Raw genomic sequence first — 17599 nt, forward strand, 5'->3', positions numbered from 1 at the left:
TGGTGGGTGTAGCTCAGTTGGTAGAGCACCTGGTTGTGGTCCAGGTGGCCGCGGGTTCAAGTCCCGTCACTCACCCTGATCCCGTGGGGGGTACGAGGTTTTCCTCGTACCCCCCACGGGCTTTTCCACATCCGCACACCGGCCGGGACAGCGATGCGGCAAGAACGATTCACCAGGGCCGTCGCCGATGCCCGCGGCGCCCTCGGCGGCGGCGGCGCCGCCGTCGGGGTGCTCGGTGGGGCCGTCGGTGCGGCGGCCCTGTGGGCCGTGGACCGGGCCACCGTCGTCGACCCGCACGCCGCGGCCGTCCTCACCACCTCGGCCGTGGTCGGCGTGCTCGCCCTGCTGCCCGGACGCCACCGCGCGCTCACCCTGGAGCGGTGCGCCCTGGTCGCCTCCGTCCTCTCGCTCGTGGCCACGGCCGCGATGCTGGTGCCCGACCGGGGCACCGGCGGGGGGTGGGGGCTGCTGGAATCGGCCGCGCTGCTGAGCCTGCTGGCCCGCGCCGCCCGGTCCACCACCTCGCCCCGGCTGGTGCCCCTGTGCCTGCTGCTGTGGGTGGCCGCCGCCGGAGCACCGCTGCGGATGCCGAGCGACGAGGACGCGGAGACCGCCGCCTTCGCGCTGACCCTGGTGGCCGCGGCCGCCGCCGGCTTCGGCGGATACCTGCGGCTGCTGGACGCGCGCCGGGCCCGGGCGGTCGCCACCGTGCGCGAACACGAACGCCATGAACTCGCCCGTGACCTGCACGACTTCGTGGCCCACCACGTGACCGGCATCGTGGTCCAGGCGCAGGCCGCCCAGGCGATCCGCGAGACGGCGCCCGAACGGCTCGATCCGCTGCTGCGCTCGATCGAGCAGGCGGGCGCCGAGACGCTGGCCTCGATGCGCCGGCTGGTACGGGTGCTGCGCGAGCAGGACACGGGCGTGCTGCGCCCGCAGGACCTCTTCGCGGAGCTGGGCCGGCTGGTCGCGGACCGGCCCGGCGCGGTGCTGACCCTGGCGCAGGGGGTGCGCGGGGTGCGCCTCGCGCCGGAGGTGGAGACCTCCGTGCACCGCCTGGTCCAAGAGGCGCTGACGAACGTGACCCGGCACGCGCCGGGGGCGCGCACCACCCGGGTGGGCCTGACCGCCGACGGAGCACGGCTCTGCGTCGAGGTGGTCAACGACCGCGGGGACCGGCGCGGCCACGTCCCGCCCGGCGGCCGGGGCGGTCTGGGCCTGATCGGCCTGCGCGAACGGGTCGAGGCGGTGGACGGGCGGCTCGCGGCGGGGCCGCTGCCGGGCGGTGGCTGGCAGGTCACCGGTGTCTTCCCGGTGCTCGCCTGGCAAGATCAACGTCATGAGCCGTGACATCCGCGTACTGATCGCCGACGACCAGGAGATGGTCCGCACCGGCTTCGCCCTGATCCTGGGCGCCCAGTCGGGCATCGAGGTGGTCGGCGAGGCGTCCGACGGCGCCGAGTGCGTGGAGCTGGCCCGGCGGCTGCGGCCGGACGTGTGCCTGGTCGACGTACGGATGCCCCGGCTCGACGGCCTGGAGGTGACCCGGGCGCTCGCGGGCCCGGGGGTCGCCGATCCGCTGCGGGTGGTGATCGTGACCACCTTCGACCAGGACGACTACGTGTACGGGGCGCTGCGCGGCGGGGCCAGCGGTTTCCTGCTCAAGGACGCGGGACCCGCGTTGCTGGTGGAGGCGGTCCGGGCGGCGGCCCGGGGGGACGCGCTGGTCTCCCCCGCGGTCACGGTGCGGCTGCTGGAGCGGCTCGGCGAGGCGCCGGCGACCGAGGCTTCCGGCGCGCGGGCGGCCGCCCCGCCGGTGTCCGGGCGCGAGCTGGACGTCGTACGGCTGGTGGCGCGCGGCATGACCAACCAGGAGATCGCCGACGACCTGTACATCTCGCTGTCGACGGTCAAGACCCATCTGGTGTCGGTGCAGGCCAAGCTGGGTCTGCGCAACCGGGTCGAGATCGCCGCCTGGGCGTGGGAGACGGGCGCGGTCACCTCCCGCGGACCGGTCGGCTGAGCGGCCGGGAGACTCCTCGATGGCGATCAACGGCCTTCCCGCCCTGATCTGCGCGCTGCTCCTGGCGGGCGCGGTGTTCGCGGCGGTGGTGTGGTGGGCCTGGCCCCGGCTGGCCGGCCCCGGTGCGAGACCGGTGCTCGGCCGGATCGGGCTCCAGTTGGTGCTCGCCCTGACCATGGGGCTGCCGCTGCTGCTCGCGGTGAACGGCGGGTACGGCTTCTACTCCTCCTGGCACGACATACTCGCCCTCTCCCGGGACGCGCCGGCGGCGACCGGGGACCCGGGCGCGGACGCCGTGCGGGTCCAGGGCACCCACTCCTGGCGGTACCGGGGCTCGGACGATCCGGCGGTGATCGGGCGGATCGAGGCGGTGACGGTGCGCGGGTCCCGCAGCGGGCTGAACGGGCAGGCGTACGTCCACCTGCCGCCGGAGTTCCTGCGGGCGAGCGCGGAGCAGCGCGCCCGGTTCCCGGTGGTGCTGGCGCTGAGCGGGTACCCGAGCACGACACGGGTACTGATCGACCTGTTCCACTACCCGCAGCTGGCCCTGGACGCGGTGCGGTCGGGGGCGATGCGGCCCGCGGTGCTGGTGATGATGACCCCGACGGTGGCGCCGCCGCGGGACACCGAGTGCGTGGACGTGCCGGGCGGACCGCAGGCGGAGACGTTCTTCGCGCGGGACCTGCCCGCGGCGGTCGCCGGGCACTACGGGCTGACCCGGGACCCGCGGGGGTGGGGCGTGATGGGCAATTCGGTGGGCGGGTACTGCGCGCTGAAGCTGGCCCTGCGGGCGCCGGAGTCCTACCGGGCGGCGGCCGGGCTCTCGGCGTCCTACGGGGCGGCGCGGGACGAGGAGACGGGCGAGCTGTTCGGCGGGGACCCGGTGCGGCGGCGGGAGAGCGACCTGCTGTGGCGGCTGCGGGCGCTGCCGCAGCCGCCGGTCTCCCTGCTGGTGGCGAGCAGCCGCAAGGGCGAGAAGCAGTACCCGCAGACCCTGGAGTTCATCGCGGCGGTGCGACCGCCCGCCCGGGTGTCCTCGATCGTGCTGGACAGCGGCGGGCACAACTACGAGACCTGGGGGCGGGAGCTGCCTCCGGCGCTGGAGTGGCTGGTGGGACGGCTGCGGGTGGATTGAGGGCGCCGGGGCGCCGGGGCGCCGGGCCGGGACGCGGGGCCGAGGAGCGGGGCCGAGGAGCGGGGCCGGGCGCGAACCGTCCGATCGATGGATGCCGGGGCGGTGCTCCCGTACCTCCGGACGAGGACGACCGCGGGCGGCGCGGGGCAGGGTGGCGGCATGACCACCGCTCCGCCCGCCCCGACCCGCTCCACCGCGCCGCCCGCCGCACGGCGGCCGCCGACGGCCGGGCACCGCATCGGTTCGCTGATGTTCCTCAGCCGCTGGCTCCAGCTCCCCCTGTACCTCGGTCTGATCGTGGCCCAGATGGTGTACGTCTGGGTCTTCCTCAAGGACCTCGCCCACCTCCTCGCGCGGCTGGGCGACCTGGACGAGACGGGCACGATGCTGATCGTGCTGGGCCTGGTCGACGTGGTGATGGTCGCGAACCTGCTGCTCATGGTGATCGTCGGCGGCTACGAGACCTTCGTGGCCCGGGTGGACCTCAAGGACCACCCGGACGAACCGGAGTGGCTCAGCCACGTCAACGCCAACGTGCTGAAGGTCAAGTTGGCCACGGCCATCATCGGCATCTCCTCCATCCACCTCCTGAAGGCCTTCATCGAGATCTCCCGCGAGGGCTGGGTGTGGCAGCAGACGATGTGGCAGGTGATCGTGCACTTCGCGTTCATCGTCTCCGCCATCGCCCTGGCCCTGATCGACCGCCTGCTGCCCAAGCACGCCGAGGCGCACTGAGCGCGGCCGCCGTCCGCGCACCCGCCGCGCTCACGTCCGCAGGAAGGCCTCGACCTCCGTCACGAAGGCGACCGGGGTCTCGTGGGTGGGGTAGTGGCCGGTGCCGGGGAGGGTGTGGACGCGGCAGTGCGGGTAGAGGGCCTGCCAGGTGGAGCGCACCAGGTCGGCGGTGAGCGCGAGGTCGTAGGCGCCGACGAGGGCCAGCACCGGGACCGTGTTCCCCTTGACCGCCGCGGACAGGTCCAGCGGTTGCCAGCTCTCGAAGTAGGCGGCGAAGGCCTCGGGGCGGGAGACCTCCAGGGAGTGCCGGACCATCCCGTCCAGCCAGTGCCGGCTCGCCCGGTTGCCGGTGACCAGGTCGAGGATGGCGCGCCGGTTCTCCGGGTCCGCGGCGGCGCCCCGGAAGAGCGCGTGGGTCCCGTCGTCCATCGCGTAGGGCCCGGCGGGCACCGGGGCCACCCCGATCAGCTTCTCGACCCGCTGCGGGGCCCGTACCAGTACCTGCTGGGCGGCCTTGGCCCCCATGGAGTGCCCGATCAACGAGAAGGTGTCCCAGCCCAGTTCGTCGGCGAGGGCGAGCACGTCGTCCGCGATCTCCGGGACCGTGTAGCGGCCGGCGACCTCCTTGCGCTCGCCGTAGCCCCGGTAGTCGGGGAAGACGTACGAGAACTCCGCGGGGTCGAGGTGGTCGAGTACCGATCCCCAGTGCGCGGAGGTCCCGAACCAGTCGTGCAGCACGACGACGCGGACGGGCCCGGCGCCGATCCTGCGGTGGGCGATGGCCATGTGTTCTCCCTCGGTGACGGAGCCGGCGGGGGTGGCGCGAACCGACGCCGTACGTTCTGCCCAACCGGCCTCACATCACACCGCCACCGGGGACGGATGTCAGGCGACGGTCACCCGGGGGCTCGACGCGAGCGTTGAGCCCCCGGGTGCGGGATCCAGGCCCTTCACCCCCGTGGGGTGGTCAGGGCGCCGGGGTCAGGCGGTCCTGAGTGCCGGGTCGGAGACGCCCGGGGCGCCCGTCTCCACGTGGCCCGCGAAGCGGCGCAGGAAGGTGGCGTCCGCGTCCGAGACCACCTTCACGTCGTACCAGCGGCCCGTGGCCTGGAGGTTGACGGTGTAAGCGACCGTGGCCCCGGGCGAGACCTTGAAGGTCTGGGCGGCGCCGCCATAGGCGTTGGTCACCGTGAGGTTCACGGCGGCCGAGCCCGCGTTGGTCATGGACAGCGCCAGGTTGCCGGAGGCCGTGACGTGCCGGGCGCTCACCTCGGGGCCGGCCTTCTTCGCCGGGCCCTTGAAGGTGGCGAGGAAGCCGTTGGGGCCCCAGACGCTGAGGTTGATCTGGTTGCCGGTGGAGCTGCTGGTGCTCCAGGTGTCGGAGAGGGTCTTGCCCGCCTCGACGGTGTAGGGCCAGGGGCCGTCCGTACGGTTGCCCGAGGTGCTGTGGAAGTGCCCGCCGAGCGTCGGGCCGCTGGCGAAGGTCAGGGTGAACTTGCCCGTGGAGACGGCGGCCTGGCCGTCCACGTACGGGGCGTAGCCGAGCGCGCGGGTGGGCTTGGAACCCGTCTCCTGCACCGGCAGGGAGCCGGTGGTCGGGGGGACCGGGTGGTAGGACGCGTGCGCGTTGTGGTCCTTGGGCACGTAGCCCGCGGTGGACGGCAGCGCGGCGGGGGCGGCGTCGGCCCGCGTGAAGTCGAAGGCCGCGGTCAGGTCACCGCAGACGGCGCGGCGCCAGGGCGAGATGTTGGGCTCCTGCACACCGAAGCGCTTCTCCATGAAGCGGATCACCGAGGTGTGGTCGAAGGTCTCGGAGCAGACGTAGCCGCCCTTGCTCCACGGCGAGACCACGATCATCGGCACGCGCGGGCCGAGCCCGTAGGGCCCGGCCGCGTAGCCGGAGACGCCGCCGGTGTAGAGGTCCTTGGTGACGTCGGCGGTGGACAGGCCCCAGGCCGAGGAGGCGGGCGGGTACGGCGGCACGACGTGGTCGAAGAAGCCGTCGTTCTCGTCGTAGGTGATGAAGAGGGCGGTCTTCGCCCACACGGCCGGGTTCGAGGTCAGCGCGTCGAGGACCTGGGAGATGTACCAGGCGCCGAAGTTGGTGGGCCAGTTCGGGTGCTCGCTGAAGGCCTCGGGGGCCGCGATCCAGGAGACCTTCGGCAGCGTGCCGTTCTGCACGTCGGCGCGCAGCCGGTCGAAGTAGCCCTCGCCCGCCTTGGCGTTCGTACCGGTGCGGGCCTTCTCGTACAGGGGGTCGCCGGGCTGGGCGTTGCGGTAGTTGTTGAAGTAGAGCAGCGAGTTGTCGCCGTAGTTGCCGCGGAAGGAGTCGCTGATCCAGCCCCAGGACCCGGCCGCGTTCAGCCCGTCGCCGACGTCCTGGTAGACCTTCCAGGAGACCCCGGCCGCCTCCAGCCGCTCGGGGTAGGTCTTCCAGCCGTAGCCCGCCTCCTGGTTGCCGAGGACCGGGCCGCCGCCGGTGCCGTCGTTGCCGGTGTGGCCGGAGAAGAGGTAGTAGCGGTTGGGGTCGGTCGCCCCGATGAAGGAACAGTGGTAGGCGTCGCAGACGGTGAAGGCGTCGGCGAGGGCGTAGTGGAACGGGATGTCGTTCCGGTTCATGTACGACATGGTGGTCGTGGTCTTGGCCGGGACCCACTTGTCGTACTTGCCGTTGTTGTAGGCCTGGTGGCCGCCGGCCCAGTCGTGGTTGAGCCCCTCGACGAACTGCATGCCCAGGTCGCCCACCGTCGGGTGGAACGGCAGGACGTCCTTGGTGCCGTTGGACTGGTAGAAGACGGACTTGCCGTTGTCCTGGAGGACCGGGCGCGGGTCGCCGAAGCCCCGGACGCCCTTCATCGTCCCGAAGTACTGATCGAAGGATCGGTTCTCCTGCATCAGTACGACGACGTGCTCGATGTCCTGGATGGTGCCGGTGGTGCCCTGCGCGGGGATGGCGGCGGCGCGGGCGATGCTCTCCGAGAGCAGCGTGGCGGCGGCGGTGCCGCCCGCGATCTGGAGGAACCGGCGACGATCGAGTTCTGCCATGGTGTGAGGACCTCTGGGGGTGAGGAGGGGTGGTGCGGGACGTCGAGGGGCGCCCCAAGGACAACGCGTCCGGCGTACCAACCGGAGTTGCTTGCGTGACCCTCCGACGTCCACCCGGAGAACGGAAGACCTCGTCCCGCGTCTCCTCCCCGCCCCCACCCTCCCTTCACCCCGCACCCCTCGCCCCCTCCACGGGCCGGACCGCCCCCGCGTACGACGACGCCGGGGCCCGCTGTCCGATGACAGCGGGCCCCGGCGCGGGACGTGCGGTGCGCTCAGCCCTCTTCGGCGGGGGCCAGGCGCAGGGAGATGGAGTTGATGCAGTACCGCTGGTCGGTCGGGGTGGGGTAGCCCTCACCCTCGAACACGTGCCCGAGGTGGGAACCGCACTTCGCGCAGCGGACCTCGGTGCGGACCATGCCGTGCGCGGTGTCCGCGATCAGCTCGACCGCCTCGGTGTCCTTCGGGTCGAAGAAGGACGGCCAGCCGCAGTGCGACTCGAACTTCTCCGTGGAGCGGAACAGCTCGGAGCCGCAGGCCCGGCAGGAGTAGACGCCGGCCGTGGTGGTGTCCGTGTACTCACCGCGGAAGGCGGGCTCGGTGCCCGCCAGTCGCAGCACCTGGTACTCCGACGGCGTCAGCTCCGCCTGCCACTGCTCGTCGGGCTTCTCGATCTCGTACGCCATCGCGCGTCGTCCCCTTCAGTTCGCCAGCCGGGCCAGGATGGCCGGACCCAGGTCGGTCACGTCACCCGCCCCCATCGTGAGAACGAGGTCGCCGGGCTTCGCCATTCCCGCGATGACCTCCGCGACGGCGTCCTTGGCGTGCTCGGCGCTGACGTCGGCGCCCGCGGCGCGCGCCGCGGCGATGATGATCTCGCTGGTGACACCGGGGACCGGGTCCTCGCGGGCCGGGTAGATGTCGAGGACCACGGAGGCGTCGGCCAGCGCGAGGGCCTGGCCCATCTCCTTGCCCAGTTCCTGGGTGCGGGAGAAGAGGTGCGGCTGGAAGACGACCAGGATCCGGGCGTCCGCGGCGGCGCCGCGGATGGCCTCCAGGTCGGCGGTCATCTCGGTGGGGTGGTGCGCGTAGGAGTCGATGACCTGCACGCCCGCCGCCTCGCCCTTGAGCTGGAGGCGGCGCTTGACGCCGGTGTACTTGCCGAGCGCGGAGGCCAGGTTGTGCGCCGGGATGCCGAGGGCCACGCCCGCGGCGAGGGCGGCGACGGCGTTGAGCGCGTAGTGACGGCCGGGCACCGAGACGGTGAAGGTGAGCAGCTTGCCGCCGATGAGGACGGTGACCTCGCCCGCCAGACCGCGCGGGGTGATCTTCAGGACGCGGACGTCGGCCGTCTCGGTCTCGCCGTAGGTGACGACGTTGACCGACGACAGGTCGCGGACCCGGCGGGTCAGCTCGACCGCGCCTTCCTGGTCGGCGGAGACGACCAGGGTGCCACCGGGGAGGATCTTGCCCACGAAGGTCTCGAAGGAGTCGTGGATCTCCTCCATCGAGGCGTAGTTCGCGTGGTGGTCCAGCTCGCTGTTGAGGACGATGGCGACCTGCGGCGCGTACTTGTGGAAGCTGCGGTCGCTCTCGTCCGCCTCGGCGACGAAGATGTCGCCCTCGCCGTGGTGGGCGTTGGAGCCGGGGGCGTCCAGGTCACCGCCGATGGCGTAGGAGGGGTCCAGGCCCAGGGCCGAGAGGGACACCGCCAGCATGGAGGTGGTGGTGGTCTTGCCGTGCGTACCGGCCACCGCGATCGGGCGCAGGCCGTCCATGAGCGCGGCGAGCGCGTCCGAGCGGTGCACGACGGGGACGCCGAGCTCGGCCGCGCGGGCCAGCTCCGGGTTGTCCGCGCGGATGGCGCTGGAGACGACCACGCAGGTGGCGTCGTCGGCGAGGTGGCCGGCGGCGTGCCCGATGTGGACGGTGGCGCCGTGGGCGCGCAGGGCGGCGGCGGTCTCGGAGTCACGGGCGTCGCTACCGGCGACCCGCGCGCCGCGCTGCGCGAGGATCTTCGCGATGCCGGACATGCCGGCGCCGCCGATGCCGATGAAGTGGGGCCGTTCCATGGCGGTCGGCAGGCCGGGCGTCATACAGGTCGCTCCTGATGGTCGAACGTGACGGTGTACGTGGCGGTGTACGTGGCGCCCAGCCTATTCGTTGTGGGCGAAGAGTTTGAGCACCGGAACCCCGACCTTGTGCCGTGCCCGTGAGGCCCAGTCCCGGTGGAAGAACTCCTCCACGAAGTGCGGGGCGGTCAGGACGATCACTTCATCGGCGCCCGTCTCCGCCACGACGGCCTTCAGCTTGTCGAGCGGGTGGTCCTCGATGACCTGCCCGACGGCCTTGGCCCCCTTGGCCCGCAGCGCCGCCAACGACACGGCCAGGGCCTGCTCGGCGGGCCCGCGGGCGGCGTCGCCCTCGGGCTCGTCCCCCTCGTGCAACGCCTCGGGCAGCTCGCCGAGCGCGACATCGTCGATGGCGCGCAGCAGCCGGTCCTGGTCGCCCCGGGGCTGCATGAGGACGAAGAAGGAGACCGGGTCGTCTCCGTGCAGGGTGGTGACGAAGTCCACGTCTACGGGTGTCAGAGGCTGCTCGATCATCAAAACGCTCGTGAACACGGACGCCCTCTCCTTCATGGGCCGCGGCCGGCCCCTGCGGAAACCATCCTGCCCCGCTGTCGCACGGGGCTCGCGCTGGTATATGTGCCCAGCGGAAGCTAAGCGGAACGGGAAATTCCGCTGCTTGTCAGATCCGACGGTAACGCGTGTACAGGAACCCGGCCTCTTCCAGCAGCGAGGCCAGTGCCAGCCGGTGCGGTACGTCGACCCGCGGGCCCCCCGCGATCCGCTGGGCGTCACCCGCCGTGAGGGTCGGGGACACGCTCAGGCACAGCTCGTCCAGCACCCCGGCGGCCACGAACTGGCCGAGCAGCCGCGGCCCGCCCTCGGTGAGCTGGCGGCGCAGCCCCCGGTCGGCCAGCTCCCGCACCGCCCGGGCGGGGTCCACGCCCGCGCCCTCCCCGGCCACCACCACCTCGGCCCCGGACGCGGCCGCCGCGGCGACCCGGTCGGCGGGGGCGGCGGCTCCGGTGAGCACCAGGGTGGGCACGAGCGGCGCGGTGAACAGGGGCAGCGCGAAGTCCAGGTCCAGGCTCGCGGTGACCACGGCGATGACCGGGGCGGGGCCCTGCCCGGCGGCGGCCCGGCGGGCGGCGAAGTCCTCGCGGGCCCGGGCCGGGCGGTAGCCCTCCTGGCGAACCGTTTCCGCACCGACCACGACCACATCGGCCAGCGCCCGCAGGGTGCCGAAGATCCGCATGTCGGTCTCGCTGGACAGGGGCTGCGAGCGCCCGTCGTGCTGGCCGGCGCCGTCCAGCGAGGACACCATGTTCGCGCGCAGCCAGTGCTCCCCGGCGCCGAGCGCGGGGTACGCGTAGGCCTCCGCCAGCTCGTCCAGCGACCACGGGTGGTCGCCCGGGACGGGGGGTGTCTGATCGGTCACAGGGAACAGGCGTCGCATCGGTGCAGTGTGCCACGCCCCGTAGAGTTAAGGGCTGTGTCAACCTCTCTCTCCCCCTCCGGTGCGACCGCCCCGCACGGCGGCGCCGCCGGACGGAGCCCGATAGCCGACGCGGGACCCCGCTCCGGCGCCGACGGACCCGACGCCGGTCCGCTCGCGCTGTGCGCCCGCGCCCCGCACGTACCCGCCGAACGGCTCGTGGCCGAGATGGTGCCGCCCCCGCGTTTCGACGCGGTGCGCTTCGACACCTACGACCTCGACCCGGAGCAGCCGAGCCAGGCCGAGGCCGTCACCGTGCTGAGCGGCTTCGCCGCCGGTCTCGGCGGGGCCCACGCCAGCGGCGGGGGCAAGCGCCGCTGGTTCGCGCGCGGTCCCAAGGCCGCACCGGCCACCGGCCCGCGCGGGGTCTACCTCGACGGCGGCTACGGCGTCGGCAAGACCCACCTGCTGGCCTCCCTGTGGCACGCCACCCCGGCCGAGCCCGCGCTCAAGGCCTTCGGCACCTTCGTGGAGCTGACGAACCTGGTCGGCGCGCTCGGCTTCCAGCAGACCGTGCAGACCCTGGGCGGGCACCGGCTGCTGTGCATCGACGAGTTCGAGCTGGACGACCCGGGCGACACCGTGCTGGTGTCCTCGCTGCTCAGCAGGCTCGTCGAGCAGGGCGTCGCGCTCGCCGCGACCTCCAACACGCTGCCCGGCAAGCTCGGCGAGGGCCGCTTCGCGGCCGCCGACTTCCTGCGCGAGATCCAGGGCCTGTCCGCGCAGTTCCGGCCACTGCGGATCGACGGCCAGGACTACCGCCACCGCGGTCTGCCCGAGGCGCCCGCGCCCTTCTCCGACGAGCAGGTCACCAAGGCGGCGTACGCGACGCCCGGCGCCAGCCTCGACGACTTCCCCGGGCTGCTCGAACACCTGGCCAAGGTGCACCCGAGCCGCTACGGCGCGCTCACCGAGGGCGTCGCCGTCGTCTGCCTGACCGACGTCGGGCCGGTGCCGGACCAGTCGACCGCGCTGCGCCTGGTGGTCCTCGCGGACCGGCTCTACGACCGCGAGATACCGGTCCTCGCCTCCGGCGTGCCCTTCGACCGCCTGTTCAGTGACGAGATGCTGAACGGCGGCTACCGCAAGAAGTACTTCCGCGCCATCTCTCGGCTCACGGCGCTGGCGCGTGACGCGAAGGGCCTGGTGGCCCAGTAGGTTTGGGGTCGCCGGACCGGTCGTCAGACCTCCCGGCCGCTTCCACCTATGTGAAGGGATCCGCCATGGCCACCACGCGTCACGCGCACACCGTCTGGGAAGGCGACCTGCTCAAGGGCTCCGGGGTCGTCACCCTCGACTCCTCGGGCGTCGGCTCCTACGACGTCTCCTGGCCCTCCCGCGCGGAGGCCGCCAACGGCAAGACCAGCCCGGAAGAGCTGATCGCCGCCGCGCACTCCAGCTGCTACTCGATGGCCCTCTCCCACGGTCTGGCCGGTGCGGGCACCCCGCCCACCCGCGTCGAGACCAAGGCCGACGTCACCTTCCAGCCGGGCGAGGGCATCACCGGGATCCACCTCAGCGTGCGCGCCGAGGTACCGGGCCTGGACGCCGAGGGCTTCGCCGCCGCGGCCGAGGACGCCAAGAAGAACTGCCCGGTCAGCCAGGCCCTGACCGGCACCACGATCACGCTCTCCGCCGAGCTGCTCTGACCCCTCGCGGTGCCCGGCCCGCGCCCGGCCCGCCCGCTCCCGCCCCGGCCCGACCGGCCGGCGGCAGGTGGGCCGCCGGGCCGGGCGGGCACCCGCAGGTGTGACGCCGCGCCGGGCCCGCCCGCGCCGCGGCCCGCCCGGCGCGACCCCGTGGTACGACGGCCCGGAACCACCTCCGGTCCCGCCATGGGGAGTTGCCGATGCCCACCACCCGACGCAGCCTGCTCGCCGCAGGCGGTACGGCCGCCATCGCCTTCACGGGCGCACTGGGCGCCCTCTTCACCGCCTCGGCGGGGGCGAGCGCGCGCTCGGCGCCGCCCGCGCCCCCCGCCGGGGGCTACGGGCCGCTCGTACCGGATCCGGCCGGGCTGCTGGACCTGCCCGCCGGGTTCCGCTACCGGGTGCTGTCCCGGGCCGGGGACCGGATGCGCTCCGGCGAGGGCGTCGTCCCGGCCAACTGCGACGGCATGGCGGCCTTCGCCACCACGGCCGGCGGGGTGCGGCTGGTGCGCAACCACGAGAACCGGACCACCGCCGCGCTGCGCGTCCCGCCCGTCGAGGGGCTCACCTACGACCCGGCCGCGCTCGGCGGCTGCACCGTCATCGAGCTCTGCCCGGCGGGCGAGGTCGTCGGTGAACGGGTGGGCATCGCGGGCACGGCCGTCAACTGCGCGGGCGGACGCACCCCTTGGAACACCTGGCTGACCTGCGAGGAGACCGAGGACACCGCGGGCGTCGCCGGGTACGCGAAGGACCACGGATACGTCTTCGAGGTCGACCCGGCCGATCCGCGGCGCTCGGGCGCGGTGCCGCTGACGGCGCTGGGCCGCTTCGCCCACGAAGCCGTGGCGGTGGACCCGGTGCGGGGCGTGGTCTACGAGACCGAGGACGCCTTCGTGAAGCCCTTCGGGCTGTTCTACCGGTTCCTGCCGAGCCGCCCGCTGGGCGGGCCCGGTTCGCTGCGGGCGGGGGGCGTGCTGGAGGCGATGCGGGTGCCGGGGGTGGCGGACCTGGCCGTCGTGACGGAGCCGGGGACGGAGTTCCCGGTCGAGTGGGTGCCCGTACCCGACCCGTCGGCCGCCCGCACCCCGATCCGGTTCCAGGACTTCGGCCCGGGCGGCATCACGCACGCGCAGAAGCTGGAGGGCTGCTACTGGGGCGGGGACGTGGTGCACTTCGTCTCCAGCTTCGCCCGCAGCCGCGAGGGGGCCGCCGCCGACCACTTCGGCCAGGTCTGGTCCCACGACCCGGTGCGCGGCCGGATCCGCCTGGAGGTCGTCTTCGGCCCGGCCACGGACGTACGGCTGCCGGGGGACTCGCCGGACAACATCTGCCTGGCCCCGGACGGCGGCCTGATGGTGTGCGAGGACGGCGGCGGGGCGCAGTACGTCTTCGGGCTGACCCGGACCGGCACGGTGTACGCGATGGCCCGCAACGCGGACGACATCGGCACGGCGGGCACCCCGGAGTGGGGCGAGTTCGCGGGGGTCACCTTCGCCCCGGACGGTCGGACGATGTACGTCAACGCCTACGCCCCGGGCACGACGTTCGCGGTGACGGGCCCCTGGCACTGACCCCGCACGCCCTCGTGCCCCATCACGCCCCATCGCGTCCCATCACGCCCCATCGCGTCCCATCTCGCCCCATCGCGCTCCCGTTCGATGTGGTGCAAGATCGGACGAAACCGACGCGATGGGGGTAGTGATGGCCAAAGCGAAGGCTCAGGCGAAGGCAAAGGCAAAGTCGAAGCAGGAGAAGAGGCCCGAGCAGGAGAAGAGGCCGAAGGCGGAACGGAAGGCCGGACGGGAGGCGGCCGCGCCCGTCGCGCCCGTCGCGCCCCTGCTGCGGGTGCCCCTCGGGGAGACCGTCCACCTGGAGCACATCGACACCCGGTCGACACCCGGCGCCCCGGGCGGGAAGGCGGCCTCCCTGGCCTCCGCCGCCGCGATGGGCGAGCGGCTCGCCGAGCTCCAGGAGCGCCTCTACGCCGCCAGCACCGCCGGGGACCGCCGCCGGGTGCTGCTCGTGCTCCAGGGCATGGACACCAGCGGCAAGGGCGGCACGGTCAAGCACGTGATCGGCCTGTTGAACCCCTCCGGCTGCCGGATCCGGGCCTTCAAGGCGCCGACCGAGGAAGAACGGGAGCACCCCTTCCTGTGGCGGATCAAGAAGGCCCTCCCCCAGCCGGGGGAGATCGGCATCTTCGACCGTTCGCACTACGAGGACGTCCTGATCGCCCGGGTCCGCGAGCTGGCGCCGCGCAGCCAGGTGCGCCGCCGCTACGCGCAGATCAACCGGTTCGAGAAGGCCCTCGCGGAGGACGGCGTGAGCGTGCTGAAGGTCTTCCTCCACATCTCCTACGAGGAGCAGCGCGAGCGGTTGCTGGCCCGCCTGGACGACCCCGCGAAGCATTGGAAGTTCAACCCGGGGGACATCGAGGAGCGCAGCGCGTGGCCCGCCTACCGGGAGGCCTACGAGCTGGCCCTGGAGCGCTGCGCCAGCGCGGCCGCGCCCTGGTACGTCGTGCCCGCGGACCGCAAGTGGTACCGCAACTGGGCGATCGGCGCGCTGCTCCTGGAGCACCTGGAGGCCCTTGCGCCGGAGTATCCGAAGGCCGACTTCGACGTGGACGAGTGCCGCTCCCGCCTGCTTACCTCATAGTCATATATTTTGCGTACGTGACCATTTCTGTACGCAAAGTGGCCGTTGTAGCCGCGCTCGGTGCCGCCCTCGCGGGTTGCGGGGGCGGCTCGGCCACCCCGGGGGCCGCCTCCGCACCCGCCCGGACGGGTGCGCCCGCCTCGGCCGCGCCCTCCGGCTCCCCCTCGACCGGCGCCTCTCCCGACGCCGCCGCGGCGGCCCCCTCCAAGCCGCCCACGATCGCCCCCGGTCCGGGCGGGCTGACCCCGGTCTTCGAGCGTTCCCGGCAGACGACGGACAAGACCGTCGCGCTCACCTTCGACGCCGACATGACCTCCGACCAGGGACCGCGCGCGGCGGGCGGCGAGCACTTCGACAACCCGCAGCTGATCTCCACGCTGCGCCAGCTGAAGGTGCCCTCCACCGTCTTCATGACGGGCCGTTGGGCCGAGGAGTACCCGGACCAGGCGAAGGCCATCGGTACCGATCCGAACTTCGAGATCGCGAACCACTCCTACAGCCACCACGCCTTCAAGTCCCCCTGCTACGGCCTGCCCGCGCTCGACGGCGCCGCGGCCCGCGCCGACGTGGACCGGGCCTTCGAGGCCTTCCGCAAGGCGGGCGCGGTCAACACCGTCCCGTACTTCCGCTTCCCCGGCGGCTGCTACGACGACCAGGCCCTGCGCGTCCTGGCCACGGCCAAGGTCACGGCGGTCCAGTGGGACGTGGTCAGCGGTGACGCCTTCGCCAAGGACCCGGACGCGGTGGCCGAACAGGTGCTGGCCGGGGTGAAGCCCGGTTCGGTGGTGGTCATGCACTGCACGCGCAGCGCCGCCCCCGTGACCGAGGAGGCCATCCGCAAGATCGTCCCGGAACTCCGCAAGCGCGGCTACCGCTTCGCGAAGGTCTCCGACCTGATCGGGAAGTAACGTTCCGCCGCCGCGGCCGTGACCCGTGGCCGCGCCCGGCCGGAACAGCCGTGCCTCCGAGGCGTCCGAGGCGTCCGGAGGGGTGGTCTAGCCGGAGCAGGCCGTGCGTTGGGCGTCCTGCCATTCGCAGACCGGGCACAGGACCACGCCCGGGGTGGCGACGCCGTACTCGGTGGGCTTGCCGCACTCCAGGCAGTCCGCGTAGGGCGGTCCGGGTACGCGCCCGGCCGGGGCAGCCGGGGCGGGGCAGTACGACGTGCTCTCGTCCGGGCGCTGCGGGTCCTGCGGCTGATCCTGCGGCTGGTCCATGCCCACGACGGTACCCGGCCGCGCCGGGTACCGCGCTGGCGGTCGCCCGGTCAGTGGGCGGCGGCCGCCTCCGTGACCTCGCTCGGGCGGACGATGACGAAGCCCTCGCCGCGCAGCATCAGCTGGACGGCCTCGCCGGAGCCGCCGCGGATCATCGAGCCGACGGACTGCGAGCGGTGCAGCCCGGTCTCCAGCTGGGCGCTCCAGCCGACGACCGCGTCCGTGTCGACGTAGACGGGCGCCTGCGCGGTGACCGGTATGACGATCGGGTTGCCGTCGCAGACCAGGGCGAGCTTGCCGTAGCCGGTGAAGAGGCTGTTGAAGAGGCCGCCGCCGGTCATCCCGGCGCCCTTCACCATCTTGATCTCGTAGGACAGGGTCGGGTCGAAGCACAGGACGTTGCGGCCGTTGATGGTCAGCGCGTCGCCCTGCTCCATCTCGACGATGAAGCAGTTCCCGGCCTGGTGCGCGAACCAGGCCTCGCCCTGTCCGCGGACCGACATCAGGGGCAGGCCCTCGCCGGTGACCGCGCGCTTGAGCATGCCCCCGATGCCCTGGCCCTTGCGCTCGAACTGGAGGTTGCCCCGGAAGGCGATCATCGCGCCCTGGCGGGCGAGCATTTCACCGTTGACGGTGTACTTGACGGATTTGGCGTTCTGCAGCTCCATGCCGGGGGCGGTGGGCGCCTGGGCCAGGTTCTCTGATGCGAAAAGATCACTCTTCATGAGGGGGATCCTCGCCCCCGGAGGCGCTCCCCGGCATCCTCCTGAAGTCGGACTGACGTCGGCGGCCGACGGTCTGGGTGACCGAGTTCGGCTGCTGGGGTGCGGTCATGCGCCCAGGGTCAGACGAGGGAGGGCAGGGCTCCCCGAGGCCAGTGGCCGAGCCAGAACGCGGCGGCCGACGGCTCGTCCTCGCCCTCGCTGGAGCCGTCGTGCAGCAGGTACTCCGTAGGGGCCACGTAGCCCTCTCCGGGCGCCAGCCGTATCCGGAAGACGGGGAGGGGCCTGCCGTCGGCGACGTAGACCCGGAAGTCGTCCGTGTGCGGGTACCTGAGGGCGTAGTCCATCCGGTGGACAGCCCGGCTCACGTGCTGGGCGTCGATCGCGCCGAGGATGATGTACCGGGTCCCGGGGCCCAGGTTGAGGCAGAGCCGGCGACGTGCCGTGTGCTTGTCGCCGTAGGTGAGTTTGTCCCAGTTGTCGAGGTGCAGCCCGAGCAGCCGCCCGTTCTCGTGGTTGTCGGTCGTCGTGATCATGCCGGGCTTGGCTTGGGCCTGCCCCAGGTACACCGCATCGGGGTCGCCCATCGGCCGGGCCAGGTCTTCGAGCGCGGTTCCTTCTCCGAACAGGGGCCGGACGATCTCCACCAGGGTGCTGTCCAGCGGGCTCACCGGTGCGGTGACGGCCTTGATGTCCGCGCCGGTGGCGGGCCGCCACCGGCCGGCCGGGACAATGGCCCCGGGCTCGTGGCCGGCGTCGTGCTCGCGGGCGATGCGGACACCGGCGACCTCGCAGCGGGCGCGCAAGGCGGCCGGGTCGCTGTACGCGATGTACAGGGGCACGGG

General features: G+C 73.0%; 18 protein-coding genes and 1 tRNA gene. 10 read left to right on the plus strand and 9 right to left on the minus strand.

From position 1 onward, the window contains the following. Positions 1-2 precede the first annotated feature (2 nt). The 5 genes from ACIQWR_RS13185 (at position 3) to ACIQWR_RS13205 (ending at position 3896) form a co-directional block, all read left to right on the plus strand. Positions 3-75 (plus strand) — tRNA-His (locus ACIQWR_RS13185). Positions 76-153: 78 nt separating this feature from the next. Further along, positions 154-1353 (plus strand): sensor histidine kinase, encoded by a 1200-nt coding sequence (locus tag ACIQWR_RS13190; protein WP_404007825.1) that lies wholly within the window; start codon positions 154-156, stop codon positions 1351-1353. Continuing rightward, positions 1343-2026, plus strand: coding sequence for a response regulator (locus ACIQWR_RS13195; RefSeq protein ID WP_404007828.1), 684 nt, complete (start codon positions 1343-1345; stop codon positions 2024-2026). The genes ACIQWR_RS13190 and ACIQWR_RS13195 overlap by 11 nt, the downstream gene beginning before the upstream one ends. 19 nt (positions 2027-2045) lie before the next feature. After that, positions 2046-3161, plus strand: coding sequence for an alpha/beta hydrolase (locus ACIQWR_RS13200; protein WP_404007831.1), 1116 nt, complete (start codon positions 2046-2048; stop codon positions 3159-3161). Between the two features lie 159 nt (positions 3162-3320). Continuing rightward, positions 3321-3896, plus strand: a complete 576-nt coding sequence (locus ACIQWR_RS13205; RefSeq protein WP_404007833.1) for a TIGR00645 family protein — start codon at positions 3321-3323, stop codon at positions 3894-3896. Positions 3897-3926: 30 nt separating this feature from the next. Here the strand turns inward: ACIQWR_RS13205 and ACIQWR_RS13210 are convergent, their stop codons facing one another. The 6 genes from ACIQWR_RS13210 to ACIQWR_RS13235 form a co-directional block, all read right to left on the minus strand. Continuing rightward, on the minus strand, positions 3927-4682 hold the full coding sequence (locus ACIQWR_RS13210) for an alpha/beta fold hydrolase (RefSeq protein WP_404007836.1): 756 nt from the start codon (positions 4680-4682) through the stop codon (positions 3927-3929). A 195-nt stretch (positions 4683-4877) separates the two neighbouring features. After that, a complete protein-coding gene (locus tag ACIQWR_RS13215; RefSeq protein ID WP_404007839.1) occupies positions 4878-6941 on the minus strand; it encodes a phosphocholine-specific phospholipase C in 2064 nt (687 codons plus the stop codon). Positions 6942-7216: 275 nt separating this feature from the next. Next, entirely contained in the window at positions 7217-7627 is a 411-nt protein-coding gene (gene msrB, locus ACIQWR_RS13220; RefSeq protein WP_404007842.1) for a peptide-methionine (R)-S-oxide reductase MsrB, read from the minus strand. A gap of 15 nt (positions 7628-7642) precedes the next feature. Beyond that, the gene (gene murC / locus ACIQWR_RS13225) at positions 7643-9037 is read right to left on the minus strand and encodes a UDP-N-acetylmuramate--L-alanine ligase (RefSeq protein WP_404007845.1); all 1395 of its coding nucleotides are present in this window, start codon (positions 9035-9037) and stop codon (positions 7643-7645) included. 60 nt (positions 9038-9097) lie between these two features. Then, the gene (locus tag ACIQWR_RS13230) at positions 9098-9565 is read right to left on the minus strand and encodes an indole-3-glycerol phosphate synthase (RefSeq protein ID WP_404007848.1); all 468 of its coding nucleotides are present in this window, start codon (positions 9563-9565) and stop codon (positions 9098-9100) included. A 127-nt stretch (positions 9566-9692) separates the two neighbouring features. Continuing rightward, positions 9693-10466, minus strand: coding sequence for a pyrimidine reductase family protein (locus ACIQWR_RS13235; protein ID WP_404007851.1), 774 nt, complete (start codon positions 10464-10466; stop codon positions 9693-9695). A 102-nt stretch (positions 10467-10568) separates the two neighbouring features. On the opposite strand from ACIQWR_RS13235, the gene zapE reads away from it, so the two are divergent. From zapE to ACIQWR_RS13260, 5 genes are all read left to right on the plus strand, one after another. Further along, complete coding sequence (gene zapE, locus ACIQWR_RS13240; RefSeq protein WP_404008478.1) at positions 10569-11663, plus strand: cell division protein ZapE; 1095 nt, start codon at positions 10569-10571, stop codon at positions 11661-11663. 65 nt (positions 11664-11728) lie between these two features. Then, on the plus strand, positions 11729-12154 hold the full coding sequence (locus tag ACIQWR_RS13245; RefSeq protein ID WP_404007854.1) for an OsmC family protein: 426 nt from the start codon (positions 11729-11731) through the stop codon (positions 12152-12154). Between the two features lie 200 nt (positions 12155-12354). Beyond that, positions 12355-13728, plus strand: a complete 1374-nt coding sequence (locus ACIQWR_RS13250; protein WP_404007857.1) for an alkaline phosphatase PhoX — start codon at positions 12355-12357, stop codon at positions 13726-13728. A 130-nt stretch (positions 13729-13858) separates the two neighbouring features. Next, positions 13859-14815, plus strand: a complete 957-nt coding sequence (locus ACIQWR_RS13255) for a PPK2 family polyphosphate kinase (protein WP_404007860.1) — start codon at positions 13859-13861, stop codon at positions 14813-14815. Positions 14816-14832: 17 nt separating this feature from the next. Beyond that, on the plus strand, positions 14833-15723 hold the full coding sequence (locus ACIQWR_RS13260) for a polysaccharide deacetylase family protein (protein ID WP_404007863.1): 891 nt from the start codon (positions 14833-14835) through the stop codon (positions 15721-15723). 87 nt (positions 15724-15810) lie between these two features. Here the strand turns inward: ACIQWR_RS13260 and ACIQWR_RS13265 are convergent, their stop codons facing one another. From ACIQWR_RS13265 to ACIQWR_RS13275, 3 genes are all read right to left on the minus strand, one after another. Next, positions 15811-16032, minus strand: coding sequence for a hypothetical protein (locus ACIQWR_RS13265; RefSeq protein ID WP_404007866.1), 222 nt, complete (start codon positions 16030-16032; stop codon positions 15811-15813). A 50-nt stretch (positions 16033-16082) separates the two neighbouring features. Further along, entirely contained in the window at positions 16083-16757 is a 675-nt protein-coding gene (locus ACIQWR_RS13270) for an AIM24 family protein (protein WP_354379188.1), read from the minus strand. A gap of 119 nt (positions 16758-16876) precedes the next feature. Beyond that, the gene (locus ACIQWR_RS13275; RefSeq protein ID WP_404007870.1) at positions 16877-17596 is read right to left on the minus strand and encodes a hypothetical protein; all 720 of its coding nucleotides are present in this window, start codon (positions 17594-17596) and stop codon (positions 16877-16879) included. Positions 17597-17599: the final 3 nt, after the last annotated feature.

The organism is Streptomyces sp. NPDC098789, assembly GCF_044759975.1.
Lineage (GTDB): Bacteria > Actinomycetota > Actinomycetes > Streptomycetales > Streptomycetaceae > Streptomyces.